Source organism: Pseudoalteromonas sp. 1181_04 (assembly GCF_052850545.1).
This window is the reverse complement of sequence record NZ_VXCS01000001.1, coordinates 307,687-327,134: the sequence shown is the minus strand read 5'-3', so window position 1 is coordinate 327,134 and position 19,448 is coordinate 307,687. Positions and strand designations below refer to the sequence as shown.

The window sequence follows — 19,448 nt, the reverse complement described above, 5'->3', positions numbered from 1 at the left end:
ATGATAAAAATAATAACACCACTGCTGTTAGCAATAAGCCTAACCTCACTGACTTGCGCTGCAAATTTAGACAGCGTTCCGCTACCAGCTGATTTTAAGTACTCATTACAAATTGCCGATGACTACCCACTGATACAAACTGGCTATGTTGCTCAGTCGATTACAAAAGTGAGTGCTTTTTATCAACAAGCTTTAGGTAAGGCTGAGCTTATTATCGGTGATAATAAACGCCGAACGTTGTTTTATACCATCGACAAGAAAACCGTGCGGATCAGCTTATATGCTCGTGACTACCGAACCGAAATAGCGATTATGATCACGCAACCATAATCGCTTGACGGCGAACTGATCTGAATACGTATGCATAAAACAAATTGTTAAGCTTATAGCAAAAGCACCAAAGCAAAACGAGGCCCGATACCGTGAGACCCGAAGCTAATGGCTTAAAGGTGATCACTATCTTAAATACCCTAATTTATTTCCGATGTTAGAAGGTAATCGCTTGCCCAACAAGCGGATCATCTTGATAAGACAGTTAAGTAGCTCAATGATCTTGAAAAGGCATTGTCGCTAAACTTGGGTTGTTTAAGTATTAAATACAAAAACGGCTAGAAAGCTAGCCGTTTTTATTTACGCTTTAATGACTCCTAAAATTGATATTGGAATCCTAGCGCCCATTCATTCACATCGTTTTCTCTTAGCTTATAATGGCTATAGTTAATTGAAACATCTGTATTTTCAAGCACTGGATAAGCTAATTGCCCGCCCAAATAAGGGCGTGTATTGGTGTCACTATATGTAATTTTTTGCCCCGTAGATGAGCGGCTATCGATTGAATAATGATAATGGAAAGCCCCTACAAAAACCTTACTCTTAACTTGGCCCAACAGCGGAAATACATAAGCTGTTTGTATCGCAGGTCCTTGTGACAATACCGGCACGGTTTGTGATACATTCAATTGCGCGTTACTTGGATCAAGCGTATCTCCAACAAAGGTCATACTACCTTCGCCTAAGTTGATATAGCGTACGCCAAATTGCCAATTAGTCGCTAAGGAATAAATTGCGCCTATTGACCAACTAATATCGGTATCGTCGTATTCAGTATTCGCTAATTCGACTGATTGATTAGTTGTGGTTGAGCCTGCAACGGCCGCATAACCAATAGTGCCATCCATAGACCACTCACCTGCTAGTACAGGCTGACTGACTACCGCAGCCGTAGCGAGTAAAGCCCATGGCGTCAGTTTTGATTGGCGACGTATAAAGACTAAACCAATCATTAACAACACCATGGTGCTGCCTAAACTACCTGATGAGCTATTTTTAACCGTGGTGGTTGTATAAGCTTTTACGGTCACTTTTACTTCTCCTTTAGCTTCAGCACCTTTACTGTCAGTCACTGTGTATTCAATTAAATCAACACCTTCAAAACCTACTTTAGGTTGGTAATTCAATGTGCCATCGTTATTTATAGTGACTGTTCCTTGCGTAGCTTGCGCGCTTATTAAACTAAGTGCATCACCATCCGCATCGCTGTCATTGGAGAGTACATCAATAACTATTTGCGTGCGGTCGTTGGTGCTTGCAGTATCAGCAATAGTTGTTGGGGCACTGTTTACTACCACACTAACAGTCGCTGTACCAAAGGCTGTTCCACCTTTACCATCAGACACACTGTAGTTGATTGTTGCAGTACCAATAAAATCAAGTAATGGTTGATAACTAAGTTGATTATTAACGATTGCTACCTCACCAAAATCAACACTTGCACTGGTGAGCATCAATACATCATTATCTGCATCGCTATCATTACTGAGCACATCAATAACAATACTATTACCTAGTGCAATAGTTACTTGATCTGATTGTGTAACAGGCGCGCTGTTATTACTACTCATAACGCTAACGCCGCCTGGATCAACAATTTGACCATTCGCTACGCCATCAGCATCATTGATACCACCATCAGTTATGCGTAATTGTACACACCAGTCACCTTCTTTAAGCCCTTCTTGCCACAGCTGACTATTTGGTGAAGGGCAATACCCTTGCTCACCTTGAGTAGAATAGACCTTATCGCCGTTGCTGGTATTAAAGTCAATCCACTCATTATTGATAAGCTTTCTATAAATCGCCCCCGCTGGTATTGGCATTCTTTGCGGAAGCACTATGTGGTAGTTTTCACCTTTTTGCTCCATGGCGGTTACTATAAAGCTAAAGTAACCACCAGAGTTATCCATCCCAACATCTGCAGGCAATTCATTTTCAAACAATTGTGCTGCGCCACTGCTATTTTGTATGCTTGAGAATGCTTTTCTTAAACATGCTCCCGCATCCCCCTCGACAAGAAACTGCGCGGACTCATTTACTTGCTCAGGTAATACATTACATTCATTAATATTATCCAAATAATCAGGAATACCATCACGGTCATTATCTTGTAGACCTTCGATATTGTCTGGTATTAAGTCATTATCAGTATCGGCAGTTGTTAACTCAGGTAACTGAGCTACCACTTCAACATAACTGGTCACTGTAGTTGATAAGCTATCCACAGCGTCATCTGTTGCGGTTACTGCTATTTCATAAATACCAATATCGAGTTCAGCTGTAGAGAACACAAATGTATCAGCCGCATTACCTAGATCAACAATCCGTTCATCTGCTGCTTGCCAACTGAATGAAATATTATCTCCAGGGTTATTATCTGTTGCCAACGCTGTAATTGTTACGAGATCGTCACTGGCTAAAACAAATGGCCGAGGCTGATTATTTTGCTCCGTTATCGTAACTAAGCTTGGTGCTATATTACTCTCTGAAATAGTCATAATATTAGAGGCTTGCGCGCCAGTATTAAGGCTATCGTCAAGCGTTATAACTATTGTTTCATCCGCTTCAATCTCACTATCTGCAAAGACTCTAAAGTTGATCTCACCAACGAGGCCTTGTTCAATAACCACTTCACCGCTGATTAAATCATGATCATCTGATGTTGCGGTTCCAGATACGCTGTAAGGTACAGTGACAGGATAACTTGCCGCTGTTCCATTCAAGTAAACCCGAGTGGTATAACTTTGATCCTCAGCAACAACTTTATTTTTACCTAGTGATATTTGCGGGTGAACCATTACTTGCTGGCTAGCCATTGTGGTTTTACCACTACTGTCTGTCGCTTGCCAATACACTTGATGTACACCTGGCGTAAACAACATACTTTGATTTAAAGTTGCGACTGGTAATCTGTTTTGCTCGCTATCAAACGCAAGAGCTGTACCCAGCTTAACTCGAGTAAACAATCCTGTTGCATCAATATCCACATCAGCTGGAGGTGTAATGGTTGGTGCACCTAGTTGGCCATCAGTAAAGTTAATAAAAGCAAACCCTGTGCTTTGTGCTTGCGCGGGGTCGGCAATAATATACTCAACTTTAATAGTGCCTTGGTTACTTGCGCTAAATTGATAGACAAGCTGCTGGTCAACAATACTCACTGTACCCACTGACGCCCTAGCACCAATAATTGTTATTACATCACCATCAACATCAGTATCATTCGCCAATACATCAAGTATATAACGGCCGCTTTCTGTTCGCGCTAAGTCAAAGGTATCTTCCACAGCAACCGGTTGATCGTTTACTGACTCAACAGTAATTAACGCCGTAGCTATAGCTGAACTTGTTTTACCATCAGTCACTAAATAGCTAAAGGTGTCGCTACCATGATAATCAGCCTGTGGCTGATAACTAAATACCGTTCCTTGCACCGTTAAGCTACCAAACTGTGGTTGAGTGACCACTTCTATAACTAAATTGTCGTTATCACTGTCACTAACCTGAGCACTGACACTGAGGTTATTATCTTCTTTAACGCGCATTACCATATCATTAGCAACAGGCGGCGCATTCACATACGTTACATCAATACTAAATGGGTTAAGCGTACTGCTTAACTGCCCATCGCTTACGCTGATCAAAATATTACTATATAGACCAACGTCATCTCGTGTCGGTATACCACTTAATGTACCACTTGTGCTATCAAACGTTGCCCAACTCGGCTTGTTCGCAATCGTCAATGATAAACTGGTATTATCAATATCCGACACAATTGGCGTAAATGAGTAACCTGTATCTTGCGCGATTGATGTTGCAGGTGAACCGCTGATTGTTGGTGCATCGTTAACATTCACTACTGTCAGTGTAAATGGGGTTAAACTTTGACTTGCAATCCCATCCGTTACACGCACCGTGATGCCTGCATAACTTCCTACATCAGCATTGCTTGGTCTGCCTGATAGCTCCCCTGTGGTGGTATCAAAGTTCAACCAACTTGGTTTATTTTCAATACTGAAGCTGAGGTTATCGCCATCATTATCTGTCGCTAGTGGTACAAAGCTATATAAGTCATTTTCATTAACCGCTAAGCTTGGTACTCCAGTAATCACTGGCAAATCGTTAATACTATTAATCGTTACTGATACTGTGCTCGGTGCTGAATCAAGTAATCCATCATTCGCTATATAACTAAACTGATCGTCACCAAAGTAATTTGCACTGCCTTGATAAGTAACTTGCTCACCTGAGATAGTCGCAGTGCCATGAGTTGGTTGACTAACGATTGTATAGATTAATGTATCACCATCAACATCACTACCGAGTAAGTTCATAACGACTGGCATGTCTTCATCAGTAACGCCGGTTTGTAGACCAACAACTGGCGCGTCATTCACTGCGGTGATAACTAACGATACCGGCGTTATTGTTGAATCTAATAGTCCATCATTAACAACAAAGCTAAAGCCATCACTGCCGTTATAATTGGCGTTTGGCGTATATAACCAACTATCATTACTTTGCTGCACAAGCGAGCCATGTAATGCGCCTTCATCAAGACGATAGCTTAGATCATCGTTCTCAATATCTGAGCCAACCAAGGTGATCAAAACGCTATTATCTTCTGCAAGTATTAAGCTTTGCGGAATACCTAAAGGCGCATCATTGACTGGGTTTACAGTCATGGTGACAGTAGCAAGGTTAGATACCTCGCCATTGCTGTCTTTAACTGTGTAAGTAAAGCTGTCGTCACCATAGTAATCTGCATTGGCGGTGTAAATGATTGCCCCCGTTGCGGTTACTTGAGTTTGCCCATTGCTTGGTGCACTGACAACCGTCACACTGCTCACATCTAAGCTGTCGCCGATATCAACATCACTGTCGTTACCCAATACGTTAACTTCAAATGAACCTTCTTCTTGCAGTTGGGCGGTGTTATCTAGCGCCACTGGTGCATCGTTCACGGCATTAATGGTCAGTGTGACGGTCGCTGGGGTTGAGCTTAAGCCTTCGCTGTCTGTTAATGTGTAGGTGAAACTAAATACCCCATTCACATCTTGGCTTGGCACGATAGCTAAACTACCATCGAGGTTAACACTGACTGTCGCAAAGTCGTACATGCCCGCCCCCGTGCCTTGGTTTTCAAGGCTTACGTTGGCAGCATTAAAGCCACTGTCTTCTACGTCTGAGTCGTTTGCTAAAATAGCTAACGTTGTTGCGGTATCTTCATCAGTCGTCACTGCATCATTAGCAACAACTGGACGGTCATTCACCGCACCTATATTTACCGTAACGGTTCCTGGCAGTGACACACCGCCTTCGCTGTCGGTAATGGTGTAGGTGAAACTGTCTTGCCCTGTAACGTTCGCATCTGGGGTATACACAAAGGTGCCCGCGGCTTGGTCAAACACCACTTGCCCTGAGCTTGGCGCTCTGACTAAGTTAATCGTGCCCGTTGGGATGGTGTCTTCCACATCACTGGCCAGTGAACGCACATTGGTCACTGCTGATGCGGTGTCTTCATCCACACTTAAGCTGATAGCTTGTACCTCAGGGAGGTCGTTCACTGGGGTAATGGTGACTGTCACTGTTGCCGCTGTCGAGGTATTCAATGCCGCATCTTTTACCGTATAAGTAAAAGTGTCTGTCCCCGTTACGTTGCTGTTCGGTGTATACGTGGCAATGCCGTTAGTGATACTTACCGTGCCTTTACTCGCAGGTAATACGATAGCCGCTGAAGCGACCACTAAGTCATCTTCTGCATCACTGTCATTTGCTACCAAACTAAAGTTCACTGGCGTGTCTTCTGCAGTGGTGGCACTGTCATCCATGGCAACCGGTGCATCTGCAACTGGCGCGACCGTTAGTGTTACTGTCTGTACTGCCGATAACGCACCGGCGCTATCACGAACTTGGAATGTAAAGCTGTCGCCGTGGTTTTCACTGCCGTCATGTTGATAACTAAAGCTACCATCACTGTTTAAGCTGACACTACCAAATTGTGGTTGACTGACCAGCTCTGCGCTGAGTGTGTCGCCTGCATCATCATCGCTGGCGTTACTTAATAACCCGTTTGCAAGTGCCACGGTTAATGTCGCGGCTTCATCGAGGTTAAACGCGAAGTTTTGCCCTACCGGCGCATCGTTGGTGTTGGTGACCTCTAATGTAAATGGCGTTAAACTGGCGCTATCTGTGCCATCGTTAACACTGATAGTAATAGCCGCGTAGCTGCCTACATCCTCGTTCTGTGGCGTGCCCGCTAATTCGCCCGTGCTGGTGTCAAAGCTCGCCCAGCTTGGCTTATTAATGATGCTGAAACTGAGGCTATCACCATCAATATCACGCACTAATGGCGTAAACTGATACTGACTGTCTTCGCTTACCGTGGTGTTCGGTGTACCACTGATTGTCGGTGCATCGTTAACGTTCTTAACTGTGAGATTAAAGCTACTCAGTGCTGTAGTAATCGCGCCGTCTGATACTGAAATAATAATGTTATTATTTACGCCGACATCATCATTACTTGGCGTACCTGACAACTGCCCAGTGCTGCTATCAAAGTTTGCCCAGCTCGGCTTGTTGCTAATGCTAAAGGTTAAGCTGTCGCCATCAATATCGCTGGCTGTTGGGGTAAAGCTATAAAGGGTATCTTGATCAACATTTAATGTTGGAGCACCACCAATCGTTGGCGCGTCATTGACGTTGATCACCGTTAAGCTAAATGCCGGTAAGCTTACCGTATCCATGCCATCGCTGACACTGATCACAATATTACTATACACACCCACATCACTGTTACCAGCGGTACCACTGAGCAACCCGGTACTGCTATCAAAACCCAACCAACTTGGTTTATTACTGATGCTAAAGGTTAAATTATCACCCTCGGTGTCAGTTGCCGTTGGCGCAAAACTATAAACGATTTTTTCACTCACTGACACAGTCGGTGAACCGCTGATCACTGGCACATCATTGACACTGCTCACGGTCACTGTGATCACCGCAGGTGCTGAATCTACGTTGCCATCGTTAGCAACAAAGCTAAAGCTATCGGTGCCAAAGAAGTCACTCTCGCCTTGGTATACTGCTTGCGATCCAGTCAATGTAACACGGCCATTTTGTGGCTGACTGCTGATTTGATACGTTAAGGTATCGCCTTCGATATCGCTGGCGGCAAGGTTGACCGTCAGTAGCGTATCTTCATTTACTGACACCGCCTCTGCACTGGCAACTGGGGCATCATTTACAGCATTAACGGTTAAGTTAACACTAACAGGAGCTGAATCTAACGCACCATCATTGGCTACAAACGTGAAACTATCACTGCCGTTATAATCTGCCGCAGGTGTATACAACCAACTATCACTGCTTTGTTGAACTAGCGTTCCGTGTGCAACATCAGTATCGATACGATAAGTTAAGCTGTCATTTTCGATGTCTGTCGCAAGCAATGTGATCAATAAGCTTGCATCTTCATCAAGGTTAAGGGTTTGCGTTTGTGCCACCGGCGCATCATTGACTGGGTTTACAGTCATGGTGACAGTAGCAAGGTTAGATACCTCGCCATTGCTGTCTTTAACTGTGTAAGTAAAGCTGTCGTCACCATAGTAATCTGCATTGGCGGTGTAAATGATTGCCCCCGTTGCGGTTACTTGAGTTTGCCCATTGCTTGGTGCACTGACAACCGTCACACTGCTCACATCTAAGCTGTCGCCGATATCAACATCACTGTCGTTACCCAATACGTTAACTTCAAATGAACCTTCTTCTTGCAGTTGGGCGGTGTTATCTAGCGCCACTGGTGCATCGTTCACGGCATTAATGGTCAGTGTGACGGTCGCTGGGGTTGAGCTTAAGCCTTCGCTGTCTGTTAATGTGTAGGTGAAACTAAATACCCCATTCACATCTTGGCTTGGCACGATAGCTAAACTACCATCGAGGTTAACACTGACTGTCGCAAAGTCGTACATGCCCGCCCCCGTGCCTTGGTTTTCAAGGCTTACGTTGGCAGCATTAAAGCCACTGTCTTCTACGTCTGAGTCGTTTGCTAAAATAGCTAACGTTGTTGCGGTATCTTCATCAGTCGTCACTGCATCATTAGCAACAACTGGACGGTCATTCACCGCACCTATATTTACCGTAACGGTTCCTGGCAGTGACACACCGCCTTCGCTGTCGGTAATGGTGTAGGTGAAACTGTCTTGCCCTGTAACGTTCGCATCTGGGGTATACACAAAGGTGCCCGCGGCTTGGTCAAACACCACTTGCCCTGAGCTTGGCGCTCTGACTAAGTTAATCGTGCCCGTTGGGATGGTGTCTTCCACATCACTGGCCAGTGAACGCACATTGGTCACTGCTGATGCGGTGTCTTCATCCACACTTAAGCTGATAGCTTGTACCTCAGGGAGGTCGTTCACTGGGGTAATGGTGACTGTCACTGTTGCCGCTGTCGAGGTATTCAATGCCGCATCTTTTACCGTATAAGTAAAAGTGTCTGTCCCCGTTACGTTGCTGTTCGGTGTATACGTGGCAATGCCGTTAGTGATACTTACCGTGCCTTTACTCGCAGGTAATACGATAGCCGCTGAAGCGACCACTAAGTCATCTTCTGCATCACTGTCATTTGCTACCAAACTAAAGTTCACTGGCGTGTCTTCTGCAGTGGTGGCACTGTCATCCATGGCAACCGGTGCATCTGCAACTGGCGCGACCGTTAGTGTTACTGTCTGTACTGCCGATAACGCACCGGCGCTATCACGAACTTGGAATGTAAAGCTGTCGCCGTGGTTTTCACTGCCGTCATGTTGATAACTAAAGCTACCATCACTGTTTAAGCTGACACTACCAAATTGTGGTTGACTGACCAGCTCTGCGCTGAGTGTGTCGCCTGCATCATCATCGCTGGCGTTACTTAATAACCCGTTTGCAAGTGCCACGGTTAATGTCGCGGCTTCATCGAGGTTAAACGCGAAGTTTTGCCCTACCGGCGCATCGTTGGTGTTGGTGACCTCTAATGTAAATGGCGTTAAACTGGCGCTATCTGTGCCATCGTTAACACTGATAGTAATAGCCGCGTAGCTGCCTACATCCTCGTTCTGTGGCGTGCCCGCTAATTCGCCCGTGCTGGTGTCAAAGCTCGCCCAGCTTGGCTTATTAATGATGCTAAAGGTATGGGTATCTTGCGTATCGCTGTCTGTAAGGGTGGGTATAAAACTATACGCTGCATCTTCAGCTGTAGTTGTACTTGGTGAACCACTTAACACCGGTACGACGTTGTATTTTTTAGTTACTGTGGCAGTTACTGCTGCGCTGGCATTGCCTGCGGTGTCTGTAACTATTGCTGAGAACGTTAACACTCCCTCAGCCAATGTTGTAACATCAATACCTGTAATTTGCTGCGTAACAGCACTAATTGTTGCGTTACCAGTAACAGCATTACTGCCATCACTAACCTGATAACTAAGCGAACCACTGCCTTCAAGTCCAGTAAAACTAACACTCATTGCGGATTCGTTATCTGCGTTAATTAAGCTTTGATCAACGCTAACTGCATGCCCAGTTGGGCTGGTATTATCTAAAGTAATAGAGCTGGTCGCCGCTGGTGAAGTATTCCCTGCACTGTCAGTTTGCGTTACCGATACTGTTAAAGTGCCGTTATTAAGTGCACTTATATCTAATTCATTGCCGTTAAGCGTCCAATTACCACCACTACCAGCTGTCACAGTGGCATTTACACCGCCAATATCAACATTAACTGCAGCGCCTGATTCTGCCCCAGAGCCGGTGATCAATACACTATCATCTTCACTAGCGTTAACGATGCCATCGACTTCGATTGGCGTATTAATAGTAACAACTGACGGTGCACTGTTATCCAAGGTTATCGTCGTCGTTGCCGCTGGTGAAATATTACCTGCGCTGTCAGTTTGCGTTGCTGATACCGTTAATGTGCCATTATTTAATGCACTGATATCTAACTCATTACCACTGAGAGTCCAATTACCGTTGCTATCAGCAGTCACGGTGGCATTTACACCGCCAACATCAACCTTAACTGCAGCGCCTGATTCAGCCCCAGATCCTACAATTAATAACGCATTATCTTCAGCAGCATTAACAATGCCATCAACAGCAATCGGCGTTGTAATAACCAATGCATTTGGCGCAACATTATCTAAGGTTATAGTGGTTGTCGTTGCAGATGAAATATTTCCTGCGCTATCGGTTTGCGTTGCAGATACTGTTAATGTGCCATTATTTAGAGCGCTAATGTCTAATTCACTGCCGTTAAGTGTCCAGTTACCGCTGCTATCAGCTACCACAGTGGCATTTACGCCGCTAATACCCACTGTCACTGTTGCGCCAGCTTCTGCTCCTGACCCTGTGATCAACACAGCATTGTCTTCAGCCGCATTTACAATACCATCTACTGCAATCGGCGTTGTAATAGCCACCGCATTTGGTGCGATGTTATCTAATGTAATTGAAGTTGATGCAGCCGTTGAGATATTGCCCGCATCGTCGGTTTGTGTTGCCGAAACTGTCAATATGCCATTATTTAGAGCGCTGATATCCAGCTCATTACCTAATAATGTCCAATTACCACTTGAGTCTGCGGTAGTCGTTTTAGTAACCCCAGCGATACTCACAGTGACTGTTGCACCTGACTCTGCTCCCCCGCCTTGGACTAATACATCATTATCCTCCGCAGCGTTAACTTTACCATCCCCCTCAATAGGCGTAATAAAGGTTGGTGCGTTTGGTGCTTGGTTATCCAACGTTATTGTTGTAGTTGCAGCTATTGAGATATTACCTGCGCTATCGGCCTGAGTTGCCGAGACAGTCAGCGTACCATTATTCAGCGCACTGATATCCAGCTCGTTGCCCGACAATGTCCAATTACCACTTGAATCTGCTGTGGTAGTTTTAGATATACCATCAACATTTACTGTAACTGTTGCACCTGACTCTGCGCCAGATCCTTGCACTAGCACATCGTTATCTTCTACAGCATTAACTTTGCCGTCGCCTTCAATTGGCGTAGTAATCGTCAATGCATTTGGCGCTTGATTATCCAACGTAATTACTGCGGTTGCCGTAGTCGAGGTGTTACCCGCCGCATCACTTTGTGTGGCGCTGACGGTGACGGTGCCATTATTAAAGCTGCTGACATCAAACTCACTACCACTGATAGTCCATGCCCCAGAGCCATCAGCCGTTACGGTACGTGATAAGTTATTCGCGCCATCGCTGATAGTCACACTGACACTGGCATTGGCTTCTGCGCCAGAGCCGGTGATCAATACACTGCCATCTTCTACAGCATTGATCCGGCCATCAACCTCAATTGGGGTGGCAATCGTTAAGGCATTCGGTGCTGTATTATCTAAAACCACCGCGGTGCTGACTGCGCTGGAGGTGTTACCCGCCGCATCAGATTGTGTGGCGCTGACGGTGAGCGTGCCATTATTAAAGCTGCTGACATCAAACTCACTACCACTGATAGTCCATGCCCCAGAGCCATCGGCCGTCACAGTGCGCGATTGGTTATTCCCGCCATCGCTGATGGTTACACTGACACTGGCATTGGCTTCTGCCCCGGAGCCGGTGATCAATACACTGCCATCTTCTACAGCATTGATCCGGCCATCAACCTCAATAGGGGTCGTTATGGTCAAGGCATTCGGTGCTGCGTTATCTAAAATCACTGAGGTGCTGGCTGCACTGGAGGTGTTACCCGCCGCATCACTTTGTGTGGCGCTGAGGGTGAGTGTGCCATTATTAAAGCTGCTGACATCAAACTCACTACCACTGATAGTCCATGCCCCAGAGCCATCGGCCGTCACGGTGTGCGATAAGTTATTCGCGCCATCGCTGATGGTCACACTGACACTGGCATTGGCTTCTGCCCCTGAGCCGGTGATCAATACACTGCCATCTTCTACGGCATTGATCCGGCCATCGCCCTCAATCGGGGTGGCGATCGTCAAGGTATTCGGTGCTGTATTATCTAAAACCACCGAGGTGCTGACTGCGCTGGAGGTGTTACCCGCCGCATCACTTTGTGTGGCGCTGACGGTGAGTGTGCCATTATTAAAGCTGCTGACATCAAACTCACTACCACTGATAGTCCATGTACCTGCGCCATCGGCCGTCACGGTGCGCGATTGGTTATTCGCGCCATCGCTGATAGTCACACTGACACTGGCATTGGCTTCTGCGCCAGAGCCGGTGATCAATACACTGCCATCTTCTACAGCATTGATCCGGCCATCAACCTCAATCGGGGTGCTTATCGTCAAGGCATTCGGTGCTGCGTTATCTAAAATCACTGAGGTGCTGGCTGCACTGGAGGTGTTACCCGCCGCATCACTTTGTGTGGCGCTGACGGTGAGCGTGCCATTATTAAAGCTGCTGACATCAAACTCGCTACCACTGATAGTCCATGCCCCAGAGCCATCGGCCGTCACAGTCCGTGATAAGTTATTCGCGCCATCGCTGATGGTCACACTTACACTGGCATTGGCTTCTGCCCCGGAGCCGGTGATCAATATACTGCCATCTTCTACAGCATTGATCCGGCCATCAACCTCAATCGGGGTCGTTATGGTCAAGGCATTCGGTGCTGCGTTATCTAAAATCACTGCGGTGCTGGTTGCACTGGAGGTGTTACCCGCCGCATCAGATTGTGTGGCGCTGACGGTGAGCGTGCCATTATTAAAGCTGCTGACATCAAACTCACTACCACTGATAGTCCATGTACCTGCGCCATCAGCCGTCACGGTCCGCGATTGGTTATTCGAACCATCGCTGATAGTCACACTGACACTAGCATTGGCTTCTGCCCCAGAGCCGGTGATCAATACACTGCCATCTTCTACGGCATTGATCCGGCCATCGCCCTCAATCGGGGTGGCGATCGTCAAGGTATTCGGTGCTGTATTATCTAAAACCACCGAGGTGCTGACTGCGCTGGAGGTGTTACCCGCCGCATCACTTTGTGTGGCGCTGACGGTGAGTGTGCCATTATTAAAGCTGCTGACATCAAACTCACTACCACTGATAGTCCATGTACCTGCGCCATCGGCCGTCACGGTGCGCGATTGGTTATTCGCGCCATCGCTGATAGTCACACTGACACTGGCATTGGCTTCTGCGCCAGAGCCGGTGATCAATACACTGCCATCTTCTACAGCATTGATCCGGCCATCAACCTCAATCGGGGTGCTTATCGTCAAGGCATTCGGTGCTGCGTTATCTAAAATCACTGAGGTGCTGGCTGCACTGGAGGTGTTACCCGCCGCATCACTTTGTGTGGCGCTGACGGTGAGCGTGCCATTATTAAAGCTGCTGACATCAAACTCGCTACCACTGATAGTCCATGCCCCAGAGCCATCGGCCGTCACAGTCCGTGATAAGTTATTCGCGCCATCGCTGATGGTCACACTTACACTGGCATTGGCTTCTGCCCCGGAGCCGGTGATCAATATACTGCCATCTTCTACAGCATTGATCCGGCCATCAACCTCAATCGGGGTGGCAATAGTTAAAGCATTAGGGGCTGCGTTATCTAAAATCACTGCGGTGCTGGCTGCACTTGAAGTATTGCCCGCTGTATCCGATTGTGTGGCGCTGACGGTGAGCGTGCCATTATTAAAGCTGCTGACATCAAACTCACTACCACTGATAGTCCATGCCCCAGAGCCATCGGCCGTCACGGTACGTGATAAGTTATTCGCGCCATCGCTGATGGTCACACTGACACTAGCATTGGCTTCTGCCCCAGAGCCAGTGATCAATACACTGTCATCTTCTACGGCATTGATCCGGCCATCAACCTCAATCGGGGTCGTTATGGTCAAGGCATTCGGTGCTGCGTTATCTAAAATCACTGAGGTGCTGGTTGCACTGGAGGTGTTACCCGCCGCATCAGATTGTGTGGCGCTGACGGTGAGCGTGCCATCATTAAAGCTGCTGACATCAAACTCACTACCACTGATAGTCCATGCCCCAGAGCCATCGGCCGTCACAGTCCGTGATAAGTTATTCGAACCATCGCTGATGGTCACATTAACCGTAGCGCCAGAGTCAGCGCCGCTACCTTGTATAAGCACATGCGCATCTTCCACAGCATTGATCCGACCATCTACTTCAATCGGGGTGGTAATACTCGGTGCACTCACGTTAGTATCAATGGTTATTGTAGTACTCGTTCCATTGGTAATATTACCAGCAGAGTCCGTCGCGCGTGCCACAATAGTATGCGAGCCACTCGTCATTGCTGAGCCTACGGTGATACTCCACACCCCACCACTAACAACAGTACTGCCTATTGAGCCATCAACACTTGAAATAAGAGTAATAGTGTCGCCTGTGGTGCCTGTACCTGTAAAAGTGGGTGTTGTATTATTGGTTATATTATCTGTACTCGAAGAACCACTATCACTGGCTGCAGTTAGATCGGCTGCGCTCGGTGCGCTCGGCGCGGTTGTGTCAATTGTCACTGTAAGTGCGCTTGAGCTACTACTTACATTACTTGCTGAGTCTGTTGCTTTTGCTGAAATAGCATGGTCTAAACCGGCAGTTAAAGTGCTAGTGGTAATTTGCCAATTGCCATCGGTCGCTATGCCAGACCCGATTACAGTTGCTCCAGCACCAACTTGGTCGCTGTAAAGACTAACTGTTGAACCGCTCTCAGCAGTGCCACTAAATGTTGGCGTGGTATCGTTGGTAATATTATCCGTAGTAGATAACCCTGAATCAGCAGCCGCATTTAAATCAGGGGTAGATGGCGCACTTGGCGCAACATTATCATTTACCGTTATAGTAAACGCTTTTTGAAAAGTTGTTGTTGCATCGTTACTTTGTACGCACACAATATAACTTCCTGCACTAAGTGCAGCTTGCGTCTGAATTAAGGTGCCACTGATCTGAAAATTGCTGTTGTTTGTATCAGCGCTACATGTACCGTTTACACTTGCGCCTGAGCTTACAAACGTATAACTATGACTGTCGGTGGTATCTACATCTGAGGTAGTGAGCGCCCCTATATTAGCACCAGGTCCAGTTGATGATTGATTTATACTTGCCGATGAAAGTGAAATATCCGTTGGGGCATCATTTTGCCCAGTAATATTCACTATCGCTTGATTTGTACCCGCGCTGTTTGCTATCCCATCATTAAAGACATAATCCAAAGTCACTGATGATGATGGAGATTCGGAACTATTTTGATAGGTAATGCTTTGTAAAACTGAGTCAACAATTGCAGATGTAGCATTAGCATTAAAGGTCAGTACCAAGGTACCTGAGGAGTTAGTCGTTACCGTTCCGACTGTGGTCGAATTATAAGTAAACGTATTGCCCTCAATTAGCGCGCCCAATAAGTTATTGTTCGCAAAAACATCTTCAGTACTTGCCCCACCGTTTCGACTAATAGTTAAACTGGCATTATTATAATTACCAATTGCGCCATTAAGGGCATCGAGCTCAGTATCAGCGATAGTCACATCAGAGTCGATAACAATTGCAGAGCCATTTTCAATGAAGGTTGCACCGCCATTCAAACTACTAAATACGGGGGCGCTATTTGGCTCAACAAAAGTTATTATGGTATCGCTACCACTTTCAGCAACGCTAAAAGCTAAACTTGAGCCTGGTGAATTACTTAATGAGAGCGTAAGCTCAGAAATATTAAAATCGGTGGCATCTGTATCAACTTCTAATGTACTCGTGCCATTAAATCGCACATTTGCACTTGAAAGCCCTGTCACGCCAGTAATCGTTAAGGTATCACCTACGGCTAGATCGGTGATGGTATCCCCTGATAATTGTGATGCACTGCCGACAAAATTATCGTTACCTGCATTGCCCGTCATCGAATCAGTACCACCGCCAGGGCGGATGGTATCTGCGCCGCTACCGCCAACGAAAGTATCATCACCATTAAAATTGCTGGCTGTAATCGTCAACATGTCACTGGCAAAGGCTGAAGCATTTATTGATAGGGCTGCTGTAATTTCACCGCCACTGACATTTGACACTGATACTGCTTGACCATTGGCATTAAAGTTGTCAGTTAAGGTTACTGTGGCATTATTGTCAGTTCCTATTGCCACGCCTTCAACAGCAGACACTGAGGTACTGGTAAAATCAAACGCCCCACCATCCATAAGTTTCAGTGTTTCAGTACCCGCACTACCCGTTATAGCAGTGCTAAAATTACCAATATTAGCGGCATCAATAGCCACTGTTGCGCCACTAGCTAACGAAAGAGTGCCTATATTTAAAAATCCACCGCCGCTAATGTCTGCACCATCAGTTACTTGTACTTGGTCGGCAACACTATTTTCGCCAATTAACGTGCCCGTGTATGCACTGTTACCAATTGCAAAAATTATGGCGTCGGTTGACGAACCAGCCGTAACATTAGTGGTCCCTGTTGATACGGTGATTGTTCTGGTGTTTGTACTGTCATCAGCTGCATCGTAGCTTTCAATACCAGTTAAGGTTGTGAAATCACCATCACCGGTGATAGTAATCGTTTCTGAACCAGGCGCTGTTATGGTGCCCGTAAAACTACTATGCTGGCTGGCCGTCATCGATACTGACGCACCCGAAGCGAGTGTTAAATTAGTCACATTACTAATCGTGGCATTACTAATGTTTGCGCCGCTACTCATAGACAATGTATCAGCAACACTATTTTCGCCGGTAATTGTTCCCGTATAAGCTAGTGTGCCAATATCAAACGTAATGGCATCAGTTACGGAGCTAGCTGTTACTGAGTGCCCCGCGGCACTAATAGATACTGTACGCGCGTTCGTGCTATCGTCATTTAATGTGTAGCTTTCAATTGCTGATACTGTAGCGAAATTACCATCACCTAAAATATCTAGCGTCTCATTACCACTGCCTGATACAGTGCCTGAGAACAATGCTAGCTGTGATGCAGCAATACTTGCTGAACCGCCACTTGCTACCGTCAAGTTTTCAAAGCCGCTAATTGTGGCGCCAGAAATACTGCCACCACTACCAATAGATAACGTATCAGTGCCGGTGTTGCCCGCTAAAATACCGATTGCGCTAACTGAGCCAATATTGAGAGTATCGTCGCCGGTGCTACCAGTAAAATTTTGCCCTGCAGCGCCAAGGGTGAATGCATTTGGTGCAGATAAAACATACGTTTCAATCGCACTGTTGCCTGTTAGTCCATCCGTTGCTGAGCTAATAATTATCGTTTCTGTGCCTGGTGCTGTAAACGTTGTAAAACTATCGTGCTGTGCCTCAGTCATCAATACACTCGCACCACTGGCAAGTGTTAATGATTCAAAGGCAGATATTGTTGCACCACTAAGATCAGCACCAGTGCCAGCCTGCAATATATCGGTACCCGCAGCGCCGTTCAATGTACCTGTTACCGTGAAGGCATTAATATTAACGGTATCATCTGCGCTGCTGCCAGTTACATTTTGCGCTGCGCTACCAAGCGTAAAGATCATTGCAGCGCCAAGCACATAAGTTTCAATATCCGCATCACCCGTTAGCGTTTGATCGCCATCGGCACTAGCGATAGTAAATTGATTTGTACCTGTACCATTTATAGTAGTGAAACTGTCATGCTGCGTTTCACTTAATGTCAATGAACCATTGTTATAGGGCGTTAAGGTTTCAAAACCCGTTAAGCTTGTGAACCCAGTTAAGTCGCTCCCGGTAACAACACTGATTGTATCGGTACCGCCGCCGCCATCAGCCGTTGACCCTGTAATATGCGCTGCATTGTTAATATTTAATGTTTCATTATCGTCACTAAATGTAATTGCTGGGCTTAAATTTATACCGTTTAAGGTACTAAATCCAGCAGCGGCAGAACTCGCTGAAGTAATATTAGCAACCGAAATTGTCGCTGTACGACTTACACTATTTACAGTGCCATCATTAATTACCACTGTCACCGTTCTAGCAGTTTCATCGGGCGTATTTGAAGTATTATCGTAAGTGATATTCTGCAAAAAGGTAGCCACTTCAGCGGCCGTTACGGTTGCCCCTGTGATAGAAATTGTGTCTTGAAGTATAATATCCGCCGCAGACCCACCCGTGAGTGCGTTTTGCGCCGCAGCTGTTACGTTCAGGCCTTCTGAGGCGCCATTTTGATCGTTGGTTAATGCAACGGTTATTGTTGTTATTGTATCGCCATCACTATCCTCTGCACTAGCATCGGGCGCAATATTTACAGCACCACTACCTTCGGTAAATGACACTGAACTCCCTGTACCTGGAATCCCACCATTTAAATCAACAACAGGCGCTGAATTTGTAGAAGTACCTGTGGCACTCAAAGACACATTATACATACTCTCATTTGCATCAGTGTTGCTAATTCTTAAATTACCTGATATCCCACCAACTGTTGTCGTTTGTACAGTTACAAGTATCGTACATTGCATACCTGAGCTTAATGTTTGACCATTCGTAGCACATGTACCGCCTGTAATTGAAAAGTCGCTACTTCCACTTGTTATAGAAACAGCCGTAGTCGTTAAATTACCAGTGCCTTCATTTTTTACCGTAAAGGTTTTTGTTGTAGTTGCTACACCATCCGCTGCAACACTGCCAAAGTCTTCGCTTACAGTTGTCGATCCACTTTCTTCAACATCTATTTCTGGCGATGACCCACAAGCGCCAACACTACCACCTCTCAAAGTACAGCTAGAAGAGCTTACAGTGGTGCACGCCCCGCCTGGTAGGGTGCAGTTTGCACTTGCAAACACCTTTCTTATTAGTAAATCACTTTTTACTTGTGTATTATCGCCCTTAACAATACTTACTTTTTGTTCATTCGTTTCAAGTAATCCCTGCTCTTTTAAAAAGCTTAATGTATTATTTATATCTGGGTTTACTAAGTGTGATTGGGCTTTTTGCCCTCGACTAAATGTCGAAAATGGGCTTTTTGACTCTATACCAACTATTTCATCTTCAGTTTCTAGCGCTAACTTTTTTGAAAATTGTTTTAAATCTACAGCTTCATTTACTGTTTCTGCGTAAGCCCCGCTAGCTATTACTGCAGAAATCGCAACCCCTAAAAAAGTTTTATTTAAGCTTAAACGTTCCATGAT

Annotated in this window: 2 protein-coding genes; one reads left to right on the top strand and one right to left on the bottom strand. The window is 45.9% G+C overall.

What is annotated here, in order from left to right:
• Positions 1-330, top strand: a complete 330-nt coding sequence (locus tag FW757_RS01375; protein WP_446440788.1) for a hypothetical protein — start codon at positions 1-3, stop codon at positions 328-330.
• Positions 331-647: 317 nt separating this feature from the next.
• Here the strand turns inward: FW757_RS01375 and FW757_RS01370 are convergent, their stop codons facing one another.
• Positions 648-19,445, bottom strand: a complete 18,798-nt coding sequence (locus FW757_RS01370) for a tandem-95 repeat protein (RefSeq protein ID WP_446440787.1) — start codon at positions 19,443-19,445, stop codon at positions 648-650.
• Between the last annotated feature and the right edge of the window lie 3 nt (positions 19,446-19,448).

What these genes read in the sequence shown, in the direction of transcription:
- FW757_RS01375 (WP_446440788.1), top strand. Translation starts at nt 1, where the DNA reads ATGATAAAAATAATAACACCACTGCTGTTAGCAATAAGCCTAACCTCA.
- FW757_RS01370 (WP_446440787.1), bottom strand. Translation starts at nt 19,445, where the DNA reads ATGGAACGTTTAAGCTTAAATAAAACTTTTTTAGGGGTTGCGATTTCT.